Source organism: Sutcliffiella horikoshii (assembly GCF_044809035.1).
Classification (GTDB): domain Bacteria; phylum Bacillota; class Bacilli; order Bacillales; family Bacillaceae_I; genus Sutcliffiella_A; species Sutcliffiella_A horikoshii_G.
The window spans coordinates 84,745-102,500 of record NZ_CP085237.1 but is presented as its reverse complement, the minus strand read 5'-3'; the positions used below and the strand labels follow the sequence as shown (position 1 = coordinate 102,500).

The following is a 17,756-nucleotide window of genomic DNA, read 5'->3' as shown; positions in this document are numbered from 1 at the left end:
CAACTCCACATCCTTTTCCACTTAACGTATACTTGGGGACCTTAGCTGGCGGTCTGGGCTGTTTCCCTCTTGACTACGGATCTTATCACTCGCAGTCTGACTCCCATGGATAAGTCTTTGGCATTCGGAGTTTGACTGAATTCGGTAATCCGATGAGGACCCCTAGTCCAATCAGTGCTCTACCTCCAAGACTCTAACACATGAGGCTAGCCCTAAAGCTATTTCGGAGAGAACCAGCTATCTCCAGGTTCGATTGGCATTTCACCCCTACCCACACCTCATCCGCTCACTTTTCAACGTGAGTCGGTTCGGGCCTCCATTCAGTGTTACCTGAACTTCACCCTGGACATGGGTAGATCACCTGGTTTCGGGTCTACGACCACGTACTCATTCGCCCTATTCAGACTCGCTTTCGCTACGGCTCCGTCTCATCGACTTAACCTTGCACGTAATCGTAACTCGCCGGTTCATTCTACAAAAGGCACGCTATCACCCATTAACGGGCTCTAACTACTTGTAGGCACACGGTTTCAGGATCTATTTCACTCCCCTTCCGGGGTGCTTTTCACCTTTCCCTCACGGTACTGGTTCACTATCGGTCACTAGGGAGTATTTAGCCTTGGGAGATGGTCCTCCCTGCTTCCGACGGGATTTCTCGTGTCCCGCCGTACTCAGGATCCACTCAGGAGGGAACGAAGTTTCAACTACAGGGTTTTTACCTTCTATGACGGACCTTTCCAGGTCGCTTCATTTACCCCGTTCCTTTGTAACTCCATGTTGAGTGTCCTACAACCCCAAGAGGCAAGCCTCTTGGTTTGGGCTAATTCCGTTTCGCTCGCCGCTACTCAGGAAATCGCATTTGCTTTCTCTTCCTCCGGGTACTAAGATGTTTCAGTTCCCCGGGTCTGCCTTCCATACCCTATGTATTCAGATAAGGATACTGTTCCATTACGAACAGTGGGTTTCCCCATTCGGAAATCTCCGGATCAAAGCTTACTTACAGCTCCCCGAAGCATATCGGTGTTAGTCCCGTCCTTCATCGGCTCCTAGTGCCAAGGCATCCACCGTGCGCCCTTAATAACTTAACCGTTGACCAATATGGTCATGTGTCGATATCAGCGATGATATCTATAAAGAAAATTACTAAGATGAACGATATTCTGTGAATATCTTGATATTAGTTACATTATCTAGTTTTCAAGGAACAACAAGGATAAATCGGATGATTTATCTAAATATGAGAGAATGCTCTCTCAAAACTAAACAAAACAACAAGCGTACATTCCTTAGAAAGGAGGTGATCCAGCCGCACCTTCCGATACGGCTACCTTGTTACGACTTCACCCCAATCATCTGTCCCACCTTAGGCGGCTGGCTCCAAAAGGTTACCCCACCGACTTCGGGTGTTACAAACTCTCGTGGTGTGACGGGCGGTGTGTACAAGGCCCGGGAACGTATTCACCGCGGCATGCTGATCCGCGATTACTAGCGATTCCGGCTTCATGCAGGCGAGTTGCAGCCTGCAATCCGAACTGAGAACGGTTTTATGGGATTGGCTCGACCTCGCGGTTTTGCTGCCCTTTGTACCGTCCATTGTAGCACGTGTGTAGCCCAGGTCATAAGGGGCATGATGATTTGACGTCATCCCCACCTTCCTCCGGTTTGTCACCGGCAGTCACCTTAGAGTGCCCAACTGAATGCTGGCAACTAAGATCAAGGGTTGCGCTCGTTGCGGGACTTAACCCAACATCTCACGACACGAGCTGACGACAACCATGCACCACCTGTCACTCTGTCCCCCGAAGGGGAACGTCCTATCTCTAGGAGTGTCAGAGGATGTCAAGACCTGGTAAGGTTCTTCGCGTTGCTTCGAATTAAACCACATGCTCCACCGCTTGTGCGGGCCCCCGTCAATTCCTTTGAGTTTCAGTCTTGCGACCGTACTCCCCAGGCGGAGTGCTTAATGCGTTAGCTGCAGCACTAAAGGGCGGAAACCCTCTAACACTTAGCACTCATCGTTTACGGCGTGGACTACCAGGGTATCTAATCCTGTTTGCTCCCCACGCTTTCGCGCCTCAGTGTCAGTTACAGACCAGAAAGTCGCCTTCGCCACTGGTGTTCCTCCAAATCTCTACGCATTTCACCGCTACACTTGGAATTCCACTTTCCTCTTCTGCACTCAAGTCCCCCAGTTTCCAATGACCCTCCACGGTTGAGCCGTGGGCTTTCACATCAGACTTAAAGGACCACCTGCGCGCGCTTTACGCCCAATAATTCCGGACAACGCTTGCCACCTACGTATTACCGCGGCTGCTGGCACGTAGTTAGCCGTGGCTTTCTGGTTAGGTACCGTCAAGGTGCGAGCAGTTACTCTCGCACTTGTTCTTCCCTAACAACAGAGCTTTACGACCCGAAGGCCTTCATCGCTCACGCGGCGTTGCTCCATCAGACTTTCGTCCATTGTGGAAGATTCCCTACTGCTGCCTCCCGTAGGAGTCTGGGCCGTGTCTCAGTCCCAGTGTGGCCGATCACCCTCTCAGGTCGGCTACGCATCGTCGCCTTGGTGAGCCGTTACCTCACCAACTAGCTAATGCGCCGCGGGCCCATCTGTAAGTGATAGCCGAAACCATCTTTCAACAAAGAACCAGGAGGTTCTTTATATTATCCGGTATTAGCTCCGGTTTCCCGAAGTTATCCCAGTCTTACAGGCAGGTTGCCCACGTGTTACTCACCCGTCCGCCGCTGACCTTTCAAAAGCAAGCTTTTAAAAGGTCCGCTCGACTTGCATGTATTAGGCACGCCGCCAGCGTTCGTCCTGAGCCAGGATCAAACTCTCCAATAAAGAGTCTGAGCATTTGCTCAAAATTTGCTAGCTTGTGTTACTTAAATCATTTTGTCGTGTTCCGTAGAACCGACGTTATGACGCTGTTGTTTTGTTTAGTTTTCAAAGATCATTAAATCAAAAGTTCTGTTGGTGGAGCCTAGCGGGATCGAACCGCTGACCTCCTGCGTGCAAAGCAGGCGCTCTCCCAGCTGAGCTAAGGCCCCATATAAAGTTTCCTACTGGTCGGGAAGACAGGATTTGAACCTGCGACCCCTTGGTCCCAAACCAAGTGCTCTACCAAGCTGAGCTACTCCCCGATAATGGCGCGCCCGAGAGGACTCGAACCCCTAACCTTTTGATCCGTAGTCAAACGCTCTATCCAATTGAGCTACGGGCGCAATATATAAGTTTCATGCAGTTCGCAAAAAATATCTGGTGCCGAGGACCGGAATCGAACCGGTACGGTAGTCACCTACCGCAGGATTTTAAGTCCTGTGCGTCTGCCAGTTCCGCCACCCCGGCAAGGGCAAGTCTGTTGGAGCGGAAGACGGGATTCGAACCCGCGACCCCCACCTTGGCAAGGTGGTGTTCTACCACTGAACTACTTCCGCTAATATAAAATTACAATGCGGGTGAAGGGACTCGAACCCCCACGTCAAAGACACTAGATCCTAAGTCTAGCGCGTCTGCCAATTCCGCCACACCCGCAAGATAAATGGTGTGCCATGAAGGACTCGAACCTTCGACCCTCTGATTAAAAGTCAGATGCTCTACCGACTGAGCTAATGGCACGTAATAAAAGTGGTACTATGCAATTCAGTTGAACATAACTACGTTATGTCAAGGAAGTATGGTGCCGGCGATAGGAGTCGAACCCACGACCTACTGATTACAAGTCAGTTGCTCTACCAACTGAGCTACACCGGCATAAAATGGTTGGTTATTTTCACTAAGTGAAAAAACCTATGTGAAAAAATAATGGTGGAGGATGACGGGATCGAACCGCCGACCCTCTGCTTGTAAGGCAGATGCTCTCCCAGCTGAGCTAATCCTCCATATAAATGCCTGGCAACGTCCTACTCTCACAGGGGGAGATCCCCCAACTACCATCGGCGCTGAAGAGCTTAACTTCCGTGTTCGGGATGGGAACGGGTGTGGCCTCTTCGCCATCATTACCAGACATATTCAGTTGAAGGTTGATCCTTCAAAACTAGATAATGTGTTCATATCAAGACATTCATATCGTTCACTTATTTCGATACTTATATGGGTTAAGTCCTCGATCGATTAGTATTCGTCAGCTGCACGTGTCGCCACGCTTCCACCTCGAACCTATCTACCTGATCATCTTTCAGGGATCTTACTTGCCGAAGCAAAAGGAAATCTCATCTTGAGGGGGGCTTCATGCTTAGATGCTTTCAGCACTTATCCCGTCCGCACGTAGCTACCCAGCTATGCCTTTGGCAAGACAACTGGTACACCAGCGGTGCGTCCATCCCGGTCCTCTCGTACTAAGGACAGCTCCTCTCAAATTTCCTGCGCCCACGACGGATAGGGACCGAACTGTCTCACGACGTTCTGAACCCAGCTCGCGTACCGCTTTAATGGGCGAACAGCCCAACCCTTGGGACCGACTACAGCCCCAGGATGCGATGAGCCGACATCGAGGTGCCAAACCTCCCCGTCGATGTGGACTCTTGGGGGAGATAAGCCTGTTATCCCCGGGGTAGCTTTTATCCGTTGAGCGATGGCCCTTCCATGCGGAACCACCGGATCACTAAGCCCGACTTTCGTCCCTGCTCGACTTGTAGGTCTCGCAGTCAAGCTCCCTTGTGCCTTTACACTCTGCGAATGATTTCCAACCATTCTGAGGGAACCTTTGGGCGCCTCCGTTACTCTTTAGGAGGCGACCGCCCCAGTCAAACTGCCCACCTGACACTGTCTCCCAGCCCGATAAGGGCTGCGGGTTAGAATTTCAATACAGCCAGGGTAGTATCCCACCGACGCCTCCACCGAAGCTAGCGCTCCGGCTTCTCAGGCTCCTACCTATCCTGTACAAGCTGTACCAAAATTCAATATCAGGCTACAGTAAAGCTCCACGGGGTCTTTCCGTCCTGTCGCGGGTAACCTGCATCTTCACAGGTACTATAATTTCACCGAGTCTCTGGTTGAGACAGTGCCCAGATCGTTACGCCTTTCGTGCGGGTCGGAACTTACCCGACAAGGAATTTCGCTACCTTAGGACCGTTATAGTTACGGCCGCCGTTTACTGGGGCTTCGGTTCAAAGCTTCGCTTGCGCTAACCTCTCCCCTTAACCTTCCAGCACCGGGCAGGCGTCAGCCCCTATACTTCGCCTTACGGCTTCGCAGAGACCTGTGTTTTTGCTAAACAGTCGCCTGGGCCTATTCACTGCGGCTCTCTCGGGCTTTAACACCCTAACAGAGCACCCCTTCTCCCGAAGTTACGGGGTCATTTTGCCGAGTTCCTTAACCAGAGTTCTCTCGCTCACCTTAGGATTCTCTCCTCGCCTACCTGTGTCGGTTTGCGGTACGGGCACCATACTCCTCGCTAGAGGCTTTTCTTGGCAGTGTGAAATCAGGAACTTCGGTACTATATTTCCCTCGCTATCACAGCTCAGCCTTAATAAGAAGCGGATTTGCCTACTTCTCAGCCTTGCTGCTTAGACGCGCATATCCAACAGCGCGCTTACCCTATCCTTCTGCGTCCCCCCATTGCTCAAACGGAGTGGAGGTGGTACAGGAATATCAACCTGTTATCCATCGCCTACGCCTTTCGGCCTCGGCTTAGGTCCCGACTAACCCTGAGCGGACGAGCCTTCCTCAGGAAACCTTAGGCATTCGGTGGAAGGGATTCTCACCCTTCTTTCGCTACTCATACCGGCATTCTCACTTCTAAGCGCTCCACCAGTCCTTACGGTCTAGCTTCAACGCCCTTAGAACGCTCTCCTACCACTGTTCGTAAGAACAGTCCGCAGCTTCGGTGATACGTTTAGCCCCGGTACATTTTCGGCGCAGAGTCACTCGACCAGTGAGCTATTACGCACTCTTTAAATGGTGGCTGCTTCTAAGCCAACATCCTGGTTGTCTAAGCAACTCCACATCCTTTTCCACTTAACGTATACTTGGGGACCTTAGCTGGCGGTCTGGGCTGTTTCCCTCTTGACTACGGATCTTATCACTCGCAGTCTGACTCCCATGGATAAGTCTTTGGCATTCGGAGTTTGACTGAATTCGGTAATCCGATGAGGACCCCTAGTCCAATCAGTGCTCTACCTCCAAGACTCTAACACATGAGGCTAGCCCTAAAGCTATTTCGGAGAGAACCAGCTATCTCCAGGTTCGATTGGCATTTCACCCCTACCCACACCTCATCCGCTCACTTTTCAACGTGAGTCGGTTCGGGCCTCCATTCAGTGTTACCTGAACTTCACCCTGGACATGGGTAGATCACCTGGTTTCGGGTCTACGACCACGTACTCATTCGCCCTATTCAGACTCGCTTTCGCTACGGCTCCGTCTCATCGACTTAACCTTGCACGTAATCGTAACTCGCCGGTTCATTCTACAAAAGGCACGCTATCACCCATTAACGGGCTCTAACTACTTGTAGGCACACGGTTTCAGGATCTATTTCACTCCCCTTCCGGGGTGCTTTTCACCTTTCCCTCACGGTACTGGTTCACTATCGGTCACTAGGGAGTATTTAGCCTTGGGAGATGGTCCTCCCTGCTTCCGACGGGATTTCTCGTGTCCCGCCGTACTCAGGATCCACTCAGGAGGGAACGAAGTTTCAACTACAGGGTTTTTACCTTCTATGACGGACCTTTCCAGGTCGCTTCATTTACCCCGTTCCTTTGTAACTCCATGTTGAGTGTCCTACAACCCCAAGAGGCAAGCCTCTTGGTTTGGGCTAATTCCGTTTCGCTCGCCGCTACTCAGGAAATCGCATTTGCTTTCTCTTCCTCCGGGTACTAAGATGTTTCAGTTCCCCGGGTCTGCCTTCCATACCCTATGTATTCAGATAAGGATACTGTTCCATTACGAACAGTGGGTTTCCCCATTCGGAAATCTCCGGATCAAAGCTTACTTACAGCTCCCCGAAGCATATCGGTGTTAGTCCCGTCCTTCATCGGCTCCTAGTGCCAAGGCATCCACCGTGCGCCCTTAATAACTTAACCGTTGACCAATATGGTCATGTGTCGATATCAGCGATGATATCTATAAAGAAAATTACTAAGATGAACGATATTCTGTGAATATCTTGATATTAGTTACATTATCTAGTTTTCAAGGAACAACAAGGATAAATCGGATGATTTATCTAAATATGAGAGAATGCTCTCTCAAAACTAAACAAAACAACAAGCGTACATTCCTTAGAAAGGAGGTGATCCAGCCGCACCTTCCGATACGGCTACCTTGTTACGACTTCACCCCAATCATCTGTCCCACCTTAGGCGGCTGGCTCCAAAAGGTTACCCCACCGACTTCGGGTGTTACAAACTCTCGTGGTGTGACGGGCGGTGTGTACAAGGCCCGGGAACGTATTCACCGCGGCATGCTGATCCGCGATTACTAGCGATTCCGGCTTCATGCAGGCGAGTTGCAGCCTGCAATCCGAACTGAGAACGGTTTTATGGGATTGGCTCGACCTCGCGGTTTTGCTGCCCTTTGTACCGTCCATTGTAGCACGTGTGTAGCCCAGGTCATAAGGGGCATGATGATTTGACGTCATCCCCACCTTCCTCCGGTTTGTCACCGGCAGTCACCTTAGAGTGCCCAACTGAATGCTGGCAACTAAGATCAAGGGTTGCGCTCGTTGCGGGACTTAACCCAACATCTCACGACACGAGCTGACGACAACCATGCACCACCTGTCACTCTGTCCCCCGAAGGGGAACGTCCTATCTCTAGGAGTGTCAGAGGATGTCAAGACCTGGTAAGGTTCTTCGCGTTGCTTCGAATTAAACCACATGCTCCACCGCTTGTGCGGGCCCCCGTCAATTCCTTTGAGTTTCAGTCTTGCGACCGTACTCCCCAGGCGGAGTGCTTAATGCGTTAGCTGCAGCACTAAAGGGCGGAAACCCTCTAACACTTAGCACTCATCGTTTACGGCGTGGACTACCAGGGTATCTAATCCTGTTTGCTCCCCACGCTTTCGCGCCTCAGTGTCAGTTACAGACCAGAAAGTCGCCTTCGCCACTGGTGTTCCTCCAAATCTCTACGCATTTCACCGCTACACTTGGAATTCCACTTTCCTCTTCTGCACTCAAGTCCCCCAGTTTCCAATGACCCTCCACGGTTGAGCCGTGGGCTTTCACATCAGACTTAAAGGACCACCTGCGCGCGCTTTACGCCCAATAATTCCGGACAACGCTTGCCACCTACGTATTACCGCGGCTGCTGGCACGTAGTTAGCCGTGGCTTTCTGGTTAGGTACCGTCAAGGTGCGAGCAGTTACTCTCGCACTTGTTCTTCCCTAACAACAGAGCTTTACGACCCGAAGGCCTTCATCGCTCACGCGGCGTTGCTCCATCAGACTTTCGTCCATTGTGGAAGATTCCCTACTGCTGCCTCCCGTAGGAGTCTGGGCCGTGTCTCAGTCCCAGTGTGGCCGATCACCCTCTCAGGTCGGCTACGCATCGTCGCCTTGGTGAGCCGTTACCTCACCAACTAGCTAATGCGCCGCGGGCCCATCTGTAAGTGATAGCCGAAACCATCTTTCAACAAAGAACCAGGAGGTTCTTTATATTATCCGGTATTAGCTCCGGTTTCCCGAAGTTATCCCAGTCTTACAGGCAGGTTGCCCACGTGTTACTCACCCGTCCGCCGCTGACCTTTCAAAAGCAAGCTTTTAAAAGGTCCGCTCGACTTGCATGTATTAGGCACGCCGCCAGCGTTCGTCCTGAGCCAGGATCAAACTCTCCAATAAAGAGTCTGAGCATTTGCTCAAAATTTGCTAGCTTGTGTTACTTAAATCATTTTGTCGTGTTCCGTAGAACCGACGTTATGACGCTGTTGTTTTGTTTAGTTTTCAAAGATCATTTGCTCTGTCGTCTCTCTCAAGGCGACTTTATTATCTTACCAAATCTATCGGTTTGTGTCAACAACTTTTTTCATATCTTTTTTTCGGAAGAAACGATGTCGTTTGTGACAACGAATATTAATATACCATCGCTAGAATACAAAGGCAATAGGTTTTTTCGATTATTTTCGTTAAACGCTAATGTTGTAATAGTCGCATTATTCAGTGCCTATTTTCTCTCTATATAAACAGTTTTCCCTGTCTCTATTCCTTAACAAAAAACGCCGCACTGCTTCTTGCAGCGCGGCGTTACTTTATAAGATTAACGATGTCTCATTTGTGGGAATAACAACACATCTCTAATAGAAGGAGAGTTTGTTAACAACATAACAAGGCGGTCGATACCGATTCCCAGTCCTCCTGTTGGCGGCATACCGTATTCTAATGCCTCTATGAAGTCGTGATCCATTTCGTGCGCTTCGTCGTTACCTTGCTCTTTTTCTTTAAGCTGTGCCTCGAAACGCTCTTTTTGATCGATTGGATCGTTGAGCTCTGTGAAGGCATTTGCATGTTCACGGCCAACGATGAACAATTCAAAACGATCAGTGAAACGCGGGTCTTCTGCATTCTTCTTGGCTAGCGGAGAAATTTCCACTGGGTGCCCATAGATGAATGTAGGCTGAATAAGCGTCTCTTCTACTTTTTGTTCAAAGAATTCGTTCAAGATATGACCGAACTGCATATGTTCGGTAATTTGAATGCCATGTTCTTTTGCATGAGCACGCGCTTCCTCATCAGTCATCTGCTGCCAGAAGTCTACACCTGTTGCTTCTTTAACTGCGTCTACCATGTGCAGTCGCTTCCACTCTGGCGTCAGATCAATTTCACTGTCGCCGTATTGAACCTTCGTGCTACCTAACACTTCCTTGGCAATGTGCGCAACAAGGTTTTCTGTCAGGCTCATGATGTCCTTATAGTCAGCGTAAGCTTCATATAGTTCAATCATCGTGAATTCAGGATTATGTCGAGTGGATACCCCTTCGTTACGGAATACACGGCCAATTTCATAGACTTTCTCCAGACCGCCGACAATCAGGCGTTTTAAGTGGAGCTCAATAGCTATACGCATATATAAAGTCATATCTAATGTGTTGTGATGTGTGATGAACGGACGCGCTGAAGCTCCACCGGCGATGGAATGCATCATTGGCGTTTCTACTTCTAGGTAGCCATGGTCGTCCAGGTAACGGCGCATTGCTTGGATAATCTTAGAACGAGCAATGAATGTTTCTCTGCTTTCTGGGTTAGTAATCAGGTCCAGGTAGCGTTGACGGTAGCGTTGTTCCACATCTTTAAGTCCGTGGTATTTCTCGGGCAGTGGACGCAATGCTTTTGTAAGCAGTTCAAAGGAAGTTGCTTTAATGGAAAGCTCGCCTACTTTTGTTTTGAAAACAAAGCCTGATACTCCGACAATGTCCCCGATATCTGCTGAGTTGAAGATTTCGTAAGCTTCTTCTCCTACTGCATCTTTACGGATGTAAAGTTGGATTTGGCCTGTAAGATCTTGGATATGGGCAAAGCCGGCTTTTCCTTTGCCGCGCTTTGTCATGATACGACCAGCAAGCGTTACAGGGATTTCCTGCTCGTCCAACTGTTCTTTTTCGATTTCACCGTACTGACTGATCAGTTCTTTGGAATCATTTGTGCGCTCAAATCTAGCTCCAAACGGATCTAATCCTTTATCACGGTGTTTTTGTAATTTTTCTCTCCTAACCATTAATTGGTCATTCAAGTTTAATTCTTCACTCATTCTATTCAACTCCAACTAGTAATTTATCTACTCCATTTATGTAGCAGCTTTTCTTTTATCTATCATATAGACTTTCCAACTATAAATAAAGCTAAAACTGCCAGTAGCAACTTACTGGCAGTTCGATAGTGTTTTTAGGGTACAATCGCCTGGCTTGGTTTACATCACCTGTGCGTTCAGCGCTTCTTTTTGCTCGGACTCTTCAACAAGGTTGTCAATTAGACTTACAAGGTCCATTCTTGTGTTGCATTCATTAATAGAATTACGTACTATCGCGTTGCCGCGGATGCCTTTTAGGTACCACGCTGCATGTTTACGCATTTCACGCACTGCTACATTTTCTCCTTTTAAGTCGATCAGGCGATCAAGGTGCAGTTTACATACGTCCATTTTTTCTCGAACAGACGGTTCTCCTACAAGTTTCCCTGTTTCCAAGTACTGTACGGTACTATAAATCATCCAAGGATTACCTAGTGCCGCACGGCCGATCATCACACCGTCGACTCCCGTTTCCTCGATCATTCTTTTTGCATCTTGAGGAGTTTGAACATCTCCGTTTCCAATGACAGGGATGTTTACAGACTCTTTCACTTGCTTGATGATGTCCCAGTCTGCATGCCCCTCATACATTTGGACTCTAGTACGGCCATGGACCGCTACCGCTTGCCCGCCTGCACGTTCAACGGCACGAGCATTTTCAATGGCAAAGATATGCTCCTCGTCCCAACCTGTACGCATTTTTACCGTAACCGGCTTGTCGACTGCATCTACTACCGCTGACACCATTTCATAGATTTTGTTTGAGTCAAGCAACCATCTAGCACCTGCGTCACATTTGACGATTTTCGGTACCGGGCATCCCATATTAATATCAATGATGTCTGCTGTCGTGTTTTTGTCCACGAATTTTGCTGCTTCTACAAGCGTATCTTTCTCGCCTCCGAAGATTTGCAGGCTCAGTGGTTTCTCACGCTCATCTATATAAAGCATACCCATGGTTTTGGCATTTTTATAGAGGATCGCTTTATCACTTACCATCTCGGCACAGACAAGGCCCGCTCCAAACTCTTTCACCGTAAGGCGGAATGCAGCATTACAAACTCCTGCCATCGGTGCCAAGACCACTTGGTTTTTCATCGTGATATCACCGATTTTTAACATTAGTTGTTGACCTCCTCCTTGGTAAGTTCTGGTGGTTCGAGTTCCTTGACCGTAATATTCAGTTCCTGAGCAATCAACTGAATCAGATCCTCTGAAGGAACTCGGTTTCCCCGTTCAACCTCTCCTAAAACAGAGACTGAGATATGAAGATTCTTTGCAAATGATTCTTGGGTATATCCTTTCAGCTTTCGGTAAGCCCGGATACGTCTTCCCCATCTTTCGGCTTCCATACATGTACCCCTTCTCTATCTTGTTGTACAAGAAGTTCTTTTCTATCTATCTCTATGGGCAGATCTTTACTTTCCGCGATCTCCATTAAAGGCACAAAAACAAAAGCCCTTTCCCACATTCTTGGATGCGGGATAATAAGCTCTTCTGTTTCAATATTTTCTTGGTTATACAATAAAATGTCAAGGTCTAAAGTACGCGGCCCCCAGCGCACCTCTCTTTTTCTGCCAAAAAAATGTTCGAATCCTTGCAGCACCTTTAATAAATCAACAGGATCCAATGCGGTTTTTACTTTAATTACCATATTTAAAAATTTATCCTGTTCTTTATAGCCAACAGGATCTGTTTCATAGATGGAAGATTCCTTCTCCACGGTTATCTTGTCATGTTCCCTAATCTGCTGCACGGCCTGCTCGAGGTACCGGGCACGATTTCCTTGATTGGACCCCAGGGCAATATATGCGATATTCATGACGTCCGGCCCCTTGTAATCTCTACTGCGACAGATTCATAGTGTCCAGGAATAGGTGGATCCGGTTTGATTGCTTTGATGGTACAACTTTTAATCAATTCAAAAGAAGAGAGGATCTCCTCTGCTATTCTCTCGGCCACGGTCTCCACTAGTTTATGCGTTTCACCTTCCACCACTTTTTTACATGTATTATAAAGATCTGCATAGTTAACGGATTGGGTAAGGTCATCTGATTTCCCAGCCTTGGATAGATCAAGTTCCACTGTCAGATCAATCATAAACCGTTGGCCAAGTTTGGTTTCTTCCGGAAATACACCATGGTAACCATAAAATCTCATCTGATTTACATATATTTTATCGATAGGTAAGCCCTCCCTCAAAAAGCATGGCATCCATCATCTTTGCCATTCGTGCAATCTCTTTTACATCATGTACCCGTACAATATGGCAGCCCTTTTGGATGCCAAGGCACACAGTTGCCCCGGTCCCTTCCATTCTCTCCTCAGCCGGAAGATCCAGGACATGGCCGATAAACCTTTTTCTAGACGTACCAAGCAGCAGCGGGTAACCAAGTGTATGGAAGTGATCAAGTTTTTGCATCACTTTAATATTGTCTTCATATGTTTTGGCAAATCCTATTCCTGGGTCTAAGATGATATTTTCATCCTTCACGCCAGCACGCTTAACCAGCGTGATGCTTTCAAACAAGTCACTAATCATATCCGGAATCAACTGGTGGTAGTCACGCTCTTGCCTGTTTTGCATAAGAATGATCGGCACTTGAAGCTCGGCGGCCACAGCGGGCATGTCGGGATCACCCTTTGCCCCCCACACGTCATTGATGATATGGGCACCGGCCTGTATAGCCTGCTTTGCAACCTCTGCTTTATAAGTGTCGATGGAAATAGGCACTTGTACTTCCCTCGAAATGGCTTCGATGATTGGAATGACCCGCTCAAGCTCTTTCTCAAGGCTCACTTTCTCCGCGCCAGGCCTGGTTGATTCCCCGCCAATATCAAGGATGTCTGCGCCTTGTTCTACGAGTTCCTTCGCGCGCAAGACTGCTCTTTCCACTTCGTTGTATTTTCCTCCATCGGAAAAAGAATCAGGCGTGGCATTCAAGATCCCCATGATTAAGGTTTTTACCCCAAGCGGCAAATTATATGGTCCGCATGTCAACTTCGTTTGATATAAGTTCGTATTTCCCATTTTTCCAATCTACCTTCTTTACCTGTTGATAGGACAATAATTGCTGGTTGGTACCCTGGTTATATAAATCTTTCAGACAAGCGAGCCGCGATGATGCCAGCGCAGGGAATACGGTGTCATCTAGTTTAGAAATTTTTATTATTTCCTGGGTGGAGTTTGTGATAAAGACTTCATCCGCTTGCATCAACTCTTCAAGAGGGAACTTCCCTTCCTTTACTTCCAGTTCAAGCAAAGAGCATAGGTGCAGAATGAACTTTCTAGTCACTCCACTTAAAATTCCCGTTGAAATACTCGGGGTATGGACAACGTCTTCTTTGATCCAAAAAATATTGGATACTAGTCCTTCTGCCACAAAGCCTTCCTCTGTAAGAAAAATTCCCTCTACATCAAGTTGATTCCCTAATTCCCTTTTACCTAAAAGGTTATTTAAGTAGTGGTGAGACTTTAACCTCGTATCACCTTCAGGGGTATTACGACGCCGCTCCAAAACTACTGCATCTTTATTTTCAGTTGTAAAATCAGGCACAGGTCTTGTAAACAACAGCAAGGACGGGGCCCGGTATGTCTCAGTCGGAAGGCCCCAGTTGCTGATGCCGGCAGTAACATTCAGCCGGATTACACCATCCGTTAAACCGTTTTTCTTCAATGCTTCTGTTACCAGTTCATGTAGTTCTTCATCTGTATGGCTCCACTCGATATAAACGGACTCCAACCCGTCCCTCAAACGTTTTAGGTGATCGTGAAACAAGTAAGGGACACCATTATACGTCCGGAACGTTTCAAAAAGCCCGACTCCATATAAAAAACCGTGATCCATAACCGAAACATTTGTCTCTTCTATTGGCAGCCAGCTGCCATCTTTATAAACAATCATGTTAGACCTTTTTTGCAGAGTAGGTTGTAATGAAGTTACGTAATAATTCTTTTCCTACCGAGGTCATGATGGACTCTGGATGAAATTGAACTCCTTCAATTGGCAGCTCTTTGTGTCGGATGGCCATAATTTCATCTTGATCTGTCCATGCTGTTATCTCAAAGCATTCCGGAAGGGTCTCCTTTTTTACAATCAAAGAATGGTATCTTGTCGCAACAAAAGGGTTTGCCAGTGTACGGAAGATGGTGTTCCCATCATGATGCATCTCAGACGTTTTTCCATGCATCAATCTCTCCGCCTGGATGACATCTCCTCCAAAAACTTGCGCAATGGATTGATGTCCAAGGCACACGCCAAAAATAGGCTTCTTTCCGGCAAAATGCTTGATTACTTCCAAACTAATTCCTGCCTCATTCGGCGAACAAGGTCCAGGAGATATCATTAAAAATTCAGGGTTGAGCGCTTCTATCTCCTCAATGGTAATTTCGTCATTTCTTTTTACCACTAATTCCTCTCCAAGCTCCCCTAAGTATTGCACCAAATTGTACGTAAATGAATCATAATTATCGATCATTAAAATCATACTCTCACCTCTGCTCGTTTTTTTAACTCCTCTTCACTCAGCTCTTTCGCTTTCCACAGGGCCGCGGCTTTTTTAAGGGATTCCTTATATTCCCGCTTTGGCACAGAATCAATGACCACTCCGGCACCGGCCTGCACATATGCCATGCCGTCTTTAGCAATCATCGTTCGAATGGAGATATTCAGTTCCATTTCTCCATCATAGCCAATCCACCCTATGGAACCAGTATATACAGAACGTCTTACCGGCTCAAGTTCTTCTATGATCTCCATCGTCCTTACCTTTGGCGCGCCTGTTATCGTACCGCCCGGGAAGGTCGCTTCGATGATGTCCGAAATATTCTTTCCTTCTTTCAATACACCTTGGACATTTGAAACAATGTGCATGACATGCGAATATTTTTCAATCGCCATGAACTCATTTACTTCTACCGTGCCGTATTGGCAGACCCGGCCCAGGTCGTTCCGCTCCAGGTCCACCAGCATGACATGTTCGGCACGCTCTTTTTCATTATCGATCAGTTCTTGTGCAAGCCTGCGGTCCTCTTCGTCGGTCTTACCGCGCGATCTTGTCCCCGCAATCGGCCGCGTACTTACGACATCATCCTTTTTCTTCACTAAAAGTTCCGGGGAACCGCTGACCAGTTGGAAATCAGGGAATTGCAAATACCCCATATACGGAGAGGGATTGACTTTTCTCAAAGCCGTGTAAACCTCCATTGGATGAGTCACAAGCGGCTCTGCCTGTCTCACCGAAAGGTTCACCTGAAAAACATCCCCCTGTGCAATGTAAGCTTGAACCTTTTTAACAGCTTTAATGAAGTCTTCTTCTGTAAAAGAAACTTCTCTGTTTTCGGCAGGTTGTCTTTCTGGCGTGTATGGATAAATCGTTTCTTCGATTGGCTGTTCCCATTGCTTTTTATAATGTTCCAGTCGTGTTTTTGCAGACTCCTCTTGTCCTTCATGCGCATGGGTAATCAAATAGAGCATGCTTTCTTGCTTGTCATATACGAATACATCATCAAATAACAAAAAGTAAAGATCAGGCAAGGCAAGGTCATTCTCCGCGATTTCCGGTAAACGTTCAATGTATCTGACGTAATCATAGGTCAGATAGCCAATCGCTCCTCCTGTAAAATCCGGAAACCCTGAAAACTTGCGAATAGATCGCTCAGAGATTACCTCTTGCAATAATGCCAAAGGATTTCCATCTCTCTTTTCCTTCTTTCCGTTCAAATAATCAATCTGCAGCTCTTGTCCTTTCCCTTGAATGGAGGCGATTGGATCAAGTCCGATAATATGGTATCTTCCCCCGCGTCCACTTTCCAACAGAACATGATACGGCTTATCTTTCGCAAGAGTTTTATATGTTTCAAACCATTGATTTTCATTTAACGTCACTTTGATTCCTACAGGCACCTTTTGCATTCTTGCTGTCACGCTCCTAAATTGCATACTACCCTTATATTACATGAAAATTACACTCTGTTGCACGATAAAAGAAAAGGGAAACAGCTCAAATGACTGTCTCCCTTAAGATAACCTATTCTTCAAATTGATATAATGGTGTGCTCAAATAGCGTTCCCCATTACTTGGGATGATCGCCAGCACCTTTTTTCCTTTTCCAAGTTCCTTTGCCACTTGCAAGGCAGCGGAAATGGCAGCGCCGGAAGATATACCTCCCAATAAACCTTCTCGCTTTGCAGCAAGGCGGGCATATTCAAACGCTTCTTCATTTTTCACCGTAATGACCTGATCGTAGATGTCGGTATTCAAAATAGAAGGCACAAATCCTGCACCGATTCCCTGAATCTTATGGGGCCCTGGTTTTCCGCCGGAAAGCACCGGGGAATCTGCAGGCTCCACGGCAACAATCTTAATGCCTGGGAAGGCCTCCTTCAAGACCTCGCCGGCCCCTGTAATCGTACCGCCTGTGCCGATACCTGATACAAAGGCATCAAGTCCGTCGCTAAATTGCTCCACAATCTCTTTACCTGTAGTGTTGCGATGTATTTCAGGGTTTGCCGGATTATTAAACTGCTGCGGCATAAATAACCCTTTTTCTTTAGCTAGTTCTTCTGCTTTTCGAATCGCTCCACCCATGCCCTCTGGACCAGGAGTAAGCACCAATTCCGCACCATATGCACGAAGTAAGTTTCTTCGCTCCAAACTCATCGTTTCCGGCATAACTAAAATTGCCTTTAACCCTTTAGCTGCCGCTATCATTGCGAGTCCGATCCCGGTATTTCCACTTGTAGGCTCAATAATCGTATCGCCTTCTTTTAATTTGCCGTCTTCTATAGCAGCATTAAGCATCGCTAAGGCAATACGGTCTTTTACACTGCTGCCCGGATTCATAAATTCAAGCTTTAAATACACATCGGCCATATCTTCTTCTACAATTCGATTCAGCTTTACGACGGGAGTGTTCCCCACTAACTCATCAATAGAATTTGCTACTCGTACCAATTGTTTTGCCCCCTATCTTTAAAACTTAGTGTTTTTGTCGGATTAATCCCATTTAACACCACTAAATCTGAATTGTCAAT

10 protein-coding genes, 9 tRNA genes and 5 rRNA genes (1 of these 24 running past the window's edge) are annotated in these 17,756 nt (G+C 47.5%); all 24 read right to left on the bottom strand.

What is annotated here, in order from left to right; translation table 11 throughout:
• A 23S ribosomal RNA gene (locus LG307_RS00550) occupies nt 1-1,088 on the bottom strand; it reaches 1,844 nt to the left of the window's first position.
• A gap of 202 nt (nt 1,089-1,290) precedes the next feature.
• Nucleotides 1,291-2,842, bottom strand: a 16S ribosomal RNA gene (locus tag LG307_RS00545).
• Nucleotides 2,843-2,972: 130 nt separating this feature from the next.
• Nucleotides 2,973-3,048, bottom strand: a tRNA-Ala gene (locus tag LG307_RS00540).
• 16 nt (nt 3,049-3,064) lie between these two features.
• Nucleotides 3,065-3,141 (bottom strand) — tRNA-Pro (locus tag LG307_RS00535).
• Between the two features lie 4 nt (nt 3,142-3,145).
• A tRNA-Arg gene (locus tag LG307_RS00530) sits at nt 3,146-3,222 on the bottom strand.
• A gap of 35 nt (nt 3,223-3,257) precedes the next feature.
• Nucleotides 3,258-3,346: transfer RNA gene (locus LG307_RS00525), tRNA-Leu, on the bottom strand.
• 14 nt (nt 3,347-3,360) lie between these two features.
• Nucleotides 3,361-3,435 (bottom strand) — tRNA-Gly (locus LG307_RS00520).
• A 16-nt stretch (nt 3,436-3,451) separates the two neighbouring features.
• Nucleotides 3,452-3,532, bottom strand: a tRNA-Leu gene (locus tag LG307_RS00515).
• A gap of 8 nt (nt 3,533-3,540) precedes the next feature.
• Nucleotides 3,541-3,616 (bottom strand) — tRNA-Lys (locus tag LG307_RS00510).
• A gap of 59 nt (nt 3,617-3,675) precedes the next feature.
• Nucleotides 3,676-3,751, bottom strand: a tRNA-Thr gene (locus LG307_RS00505).
• A 52-nt stretch (nt 3,752-3,803) separates the two neighbouring features.
• A tRNA-Val gene (locus LG307_RS00500) sits at nt 3,804-3,879 on the bottom strand.
• An 8-nt stretch (nt 3,880-3,887) separates the two neighbouring features.
• A 5S ribosomal RNA gene (gene rrf / locus LG307_RS00495) occupies nt 3,888-4,004 on the bottom strand.
• Between the two features lie 87 nt (nt 4,005-4,091).
• Nucleotides 4,092-7,023: ribosomal RNA gene (locus LG307_RS00490) — 23S ribosomal RNA — on the bottom strand.
• Nucleotides 7,024-7,225: 202 nt separating this feature from the next.
• A 16S ribosomal RNA gene (locus LG307_RS00485) occupies nt 7,226-8,777 on the bottom strand.
• Together the 16S, 23S and 5S rRNA genes with 9 tRNA genes alongside form the textbook arrangement of a ribosomal RNA operon.
• A 415-nt stretch (nt 8,778-9,192) precedes the next feature.
• Nucleotides 9,193-10,680 carry a lysine--tRNA ligase gene (gene lysS / locus LG307_RS00480; RefSeq protein ID WP_404446880.1) on the bottom strand — a complete coding sequence of 496 codons (1,488 nt, stop codon included), beginning with the start codon at nt 10,678-10,680 and terminating at the stop codon, nt 9,193-9,195.
• Between the two features lie 159 nt (nt 10,681-10,839).
• Nucleotides 10,840-11,841 (bottom strand): tRNA dihydrouridine synthase DusB, encoded by a 1,002-nt coding sequence (dusB, locus tag LG307_RS00475; protein ID WP_404446877.1) that lies wholly within the window; start codon nt 11,839-11,841, stop codon nt 10,840-10,842.
• Nucleotides 11,841-12,071, bottom strand: coding sequence for a helix-turn-helix domain-containing protein (locus tag LG307_RS00470; protein ID WP_404446875.1), 231 nt, complete (start codon nt 12,069-12,071; stop codon nt 11,841-11,843). Before LG307_RS00470 ends, dusB begins: the two co-directional genes overlap by 1 nt.
• Nucleotides 12,023-12,541 carry a 2-amino-4-hydroxy-6-hydroxymethyldihydropteridine diphosphokinase gene (gene folK, locus LG307_RS00465; RefSeq protein ID WP_404446872.1) on the bottom strand — a complete coding sequence of 173 codons (519 nt, stop codon included), beginning with the start codon at nt 12,539-12,541 and terminating at the stop codon, nt 12,023-12,025. Before folK ends, LG307_RS00470 begins: the two co-directional genes overlap by 49 nt.
• Nucleotides 12,538-12,903, bottom strand: a complete 366-nt coding sequence (folB, locus tag LG307_RS00460) for a dihydroneopterin aldolase (protein ID WP_404450342.1) — start codon at nt 12,901-12,903, stop codon at nt 12,538-12,540. Before folB ends, folK begins: the two co-directional genes overlap by 4 nt.
• Nucleotides 12,896-13,750: a dihydropteroate synthase gene (gene folP, locus LG307_RS00455; RefSeq protein WP_404446870.1), complete on the bottom strand. Its 855-nt coding sequence runs from the start codon at nt 13,748-13,750 to the stop codon at nt 12,896-12,898. Before folP ends, folB begins: the two co-directional genes overlap by 8 nt.
• Nucleotides 13,701-14,624: an aminodeoxychorismate lyase gene (gene pabC, locus LG307_RS00450; RefSeq protein ID WP_404446868.1), complete on the bottom strand. Its 924-nt coding sequence runs from the start codon at nt 14,622-14,624 to the stop codon at nt 13,701-13,703. Before pabC ends, folP begins: the two co-directional genes overlap by 50 nt.
• A gap of 1 nt (nt 14,625) precedes the next feature.
• Nucleotides 14,626-15,207 (bottom strand): aminodeoxychorismate/anthranilate synthase component II, encoded by a 582-nt coding sequence (gene pabA / locus LG307_RS00445; protein WP_404446865.1) that lies wholly within the window; start codon nt 15,205-15,207, stop codon nt 14,626-14,628.
• Nucleotides 15,204-16,634: an anthranilate synthase component I family protein gene (locus LG307_RS00440; RefSeq protein WP_404450341.1), complete on the bottom strand. Its 1,431-nt coding sequence runs from the start codon at nt 16,632-16,634 to the stop codon at nt 15,204-15,206. The genes pabA and LG307_RS00440 overlap by 4 nt, the downstream gene beginning before the upstream one ends.
• Nucleotides 16,635-16,749: 115 nt before the next feature.
• Nucleotides 16,750-17,676, bottom strand: a complete 927-nt coding sequence (gene cysK, locus LG307_RS00435) for a cysteine synthase A (protein ID WP_404446862.1) — start codon at nt 17,674-17,676, stop codon at nt 16,750-16,752.
• Nucleotides 17,677-17,756 lie beyond the last annotated feature (80 nt).

Bases quoted from the DNA above. Each gene is read 5' to 3' on its own strand.
- folP (WP_404446870.1), bottom strand. From the start codon at position 13,750: ATGGGAAATACGAACTTATATCAAACGAAGTTGACATGCGGACCATAT.
- LG307_RS00440 (WP_404450341.1), bottom strand. From the start codon at position 16,634: ATGCAAAAGGTGCCTGTAGGAATCAAAGTGACGTTAAATGAAAATCAA.
- dusB (WP_404446877.1), bottom strand. From the start codon at position 11,841: ATGTTAAAAATCGGTGATATCACGATGAAAAACCAAGTGGTCTTGGCA.
- pabA (WP_404446865.1), bottom strand. From the start codon at position 15,207: ATGATTTTAATGATCGATAATTATGATTCATTTACGTACAATTTGGTG.
- lysS (WP_404446880.1), bottom strand. From the start codon at position 10,680: ATGAGTGAAGAATTAAACTTGAATGACCAATTAATGGTTAGGAGAGAA.
- LG307_RS00470 (WP_404446875.1), bottom strand. From the start codon at position 12,071: ATGGAAGCCGAAAGATGGGGAAGACGTATCCGGGCTTACCGAAAGCTG.
- pabC (WP_404446868.1), bottom strand. From the start codon at position 14,624: ATGATTGTTTATAAAGATGGCAGCTGGCTGCCAATAGAAGAGACAAAT.
- folK (WP_404446872.1), bottom strand. From the start codon at position 12,541: ATGAATATCGCATATATTGCCCTGGGGTCCAATCAAGGAAATCGTGCC.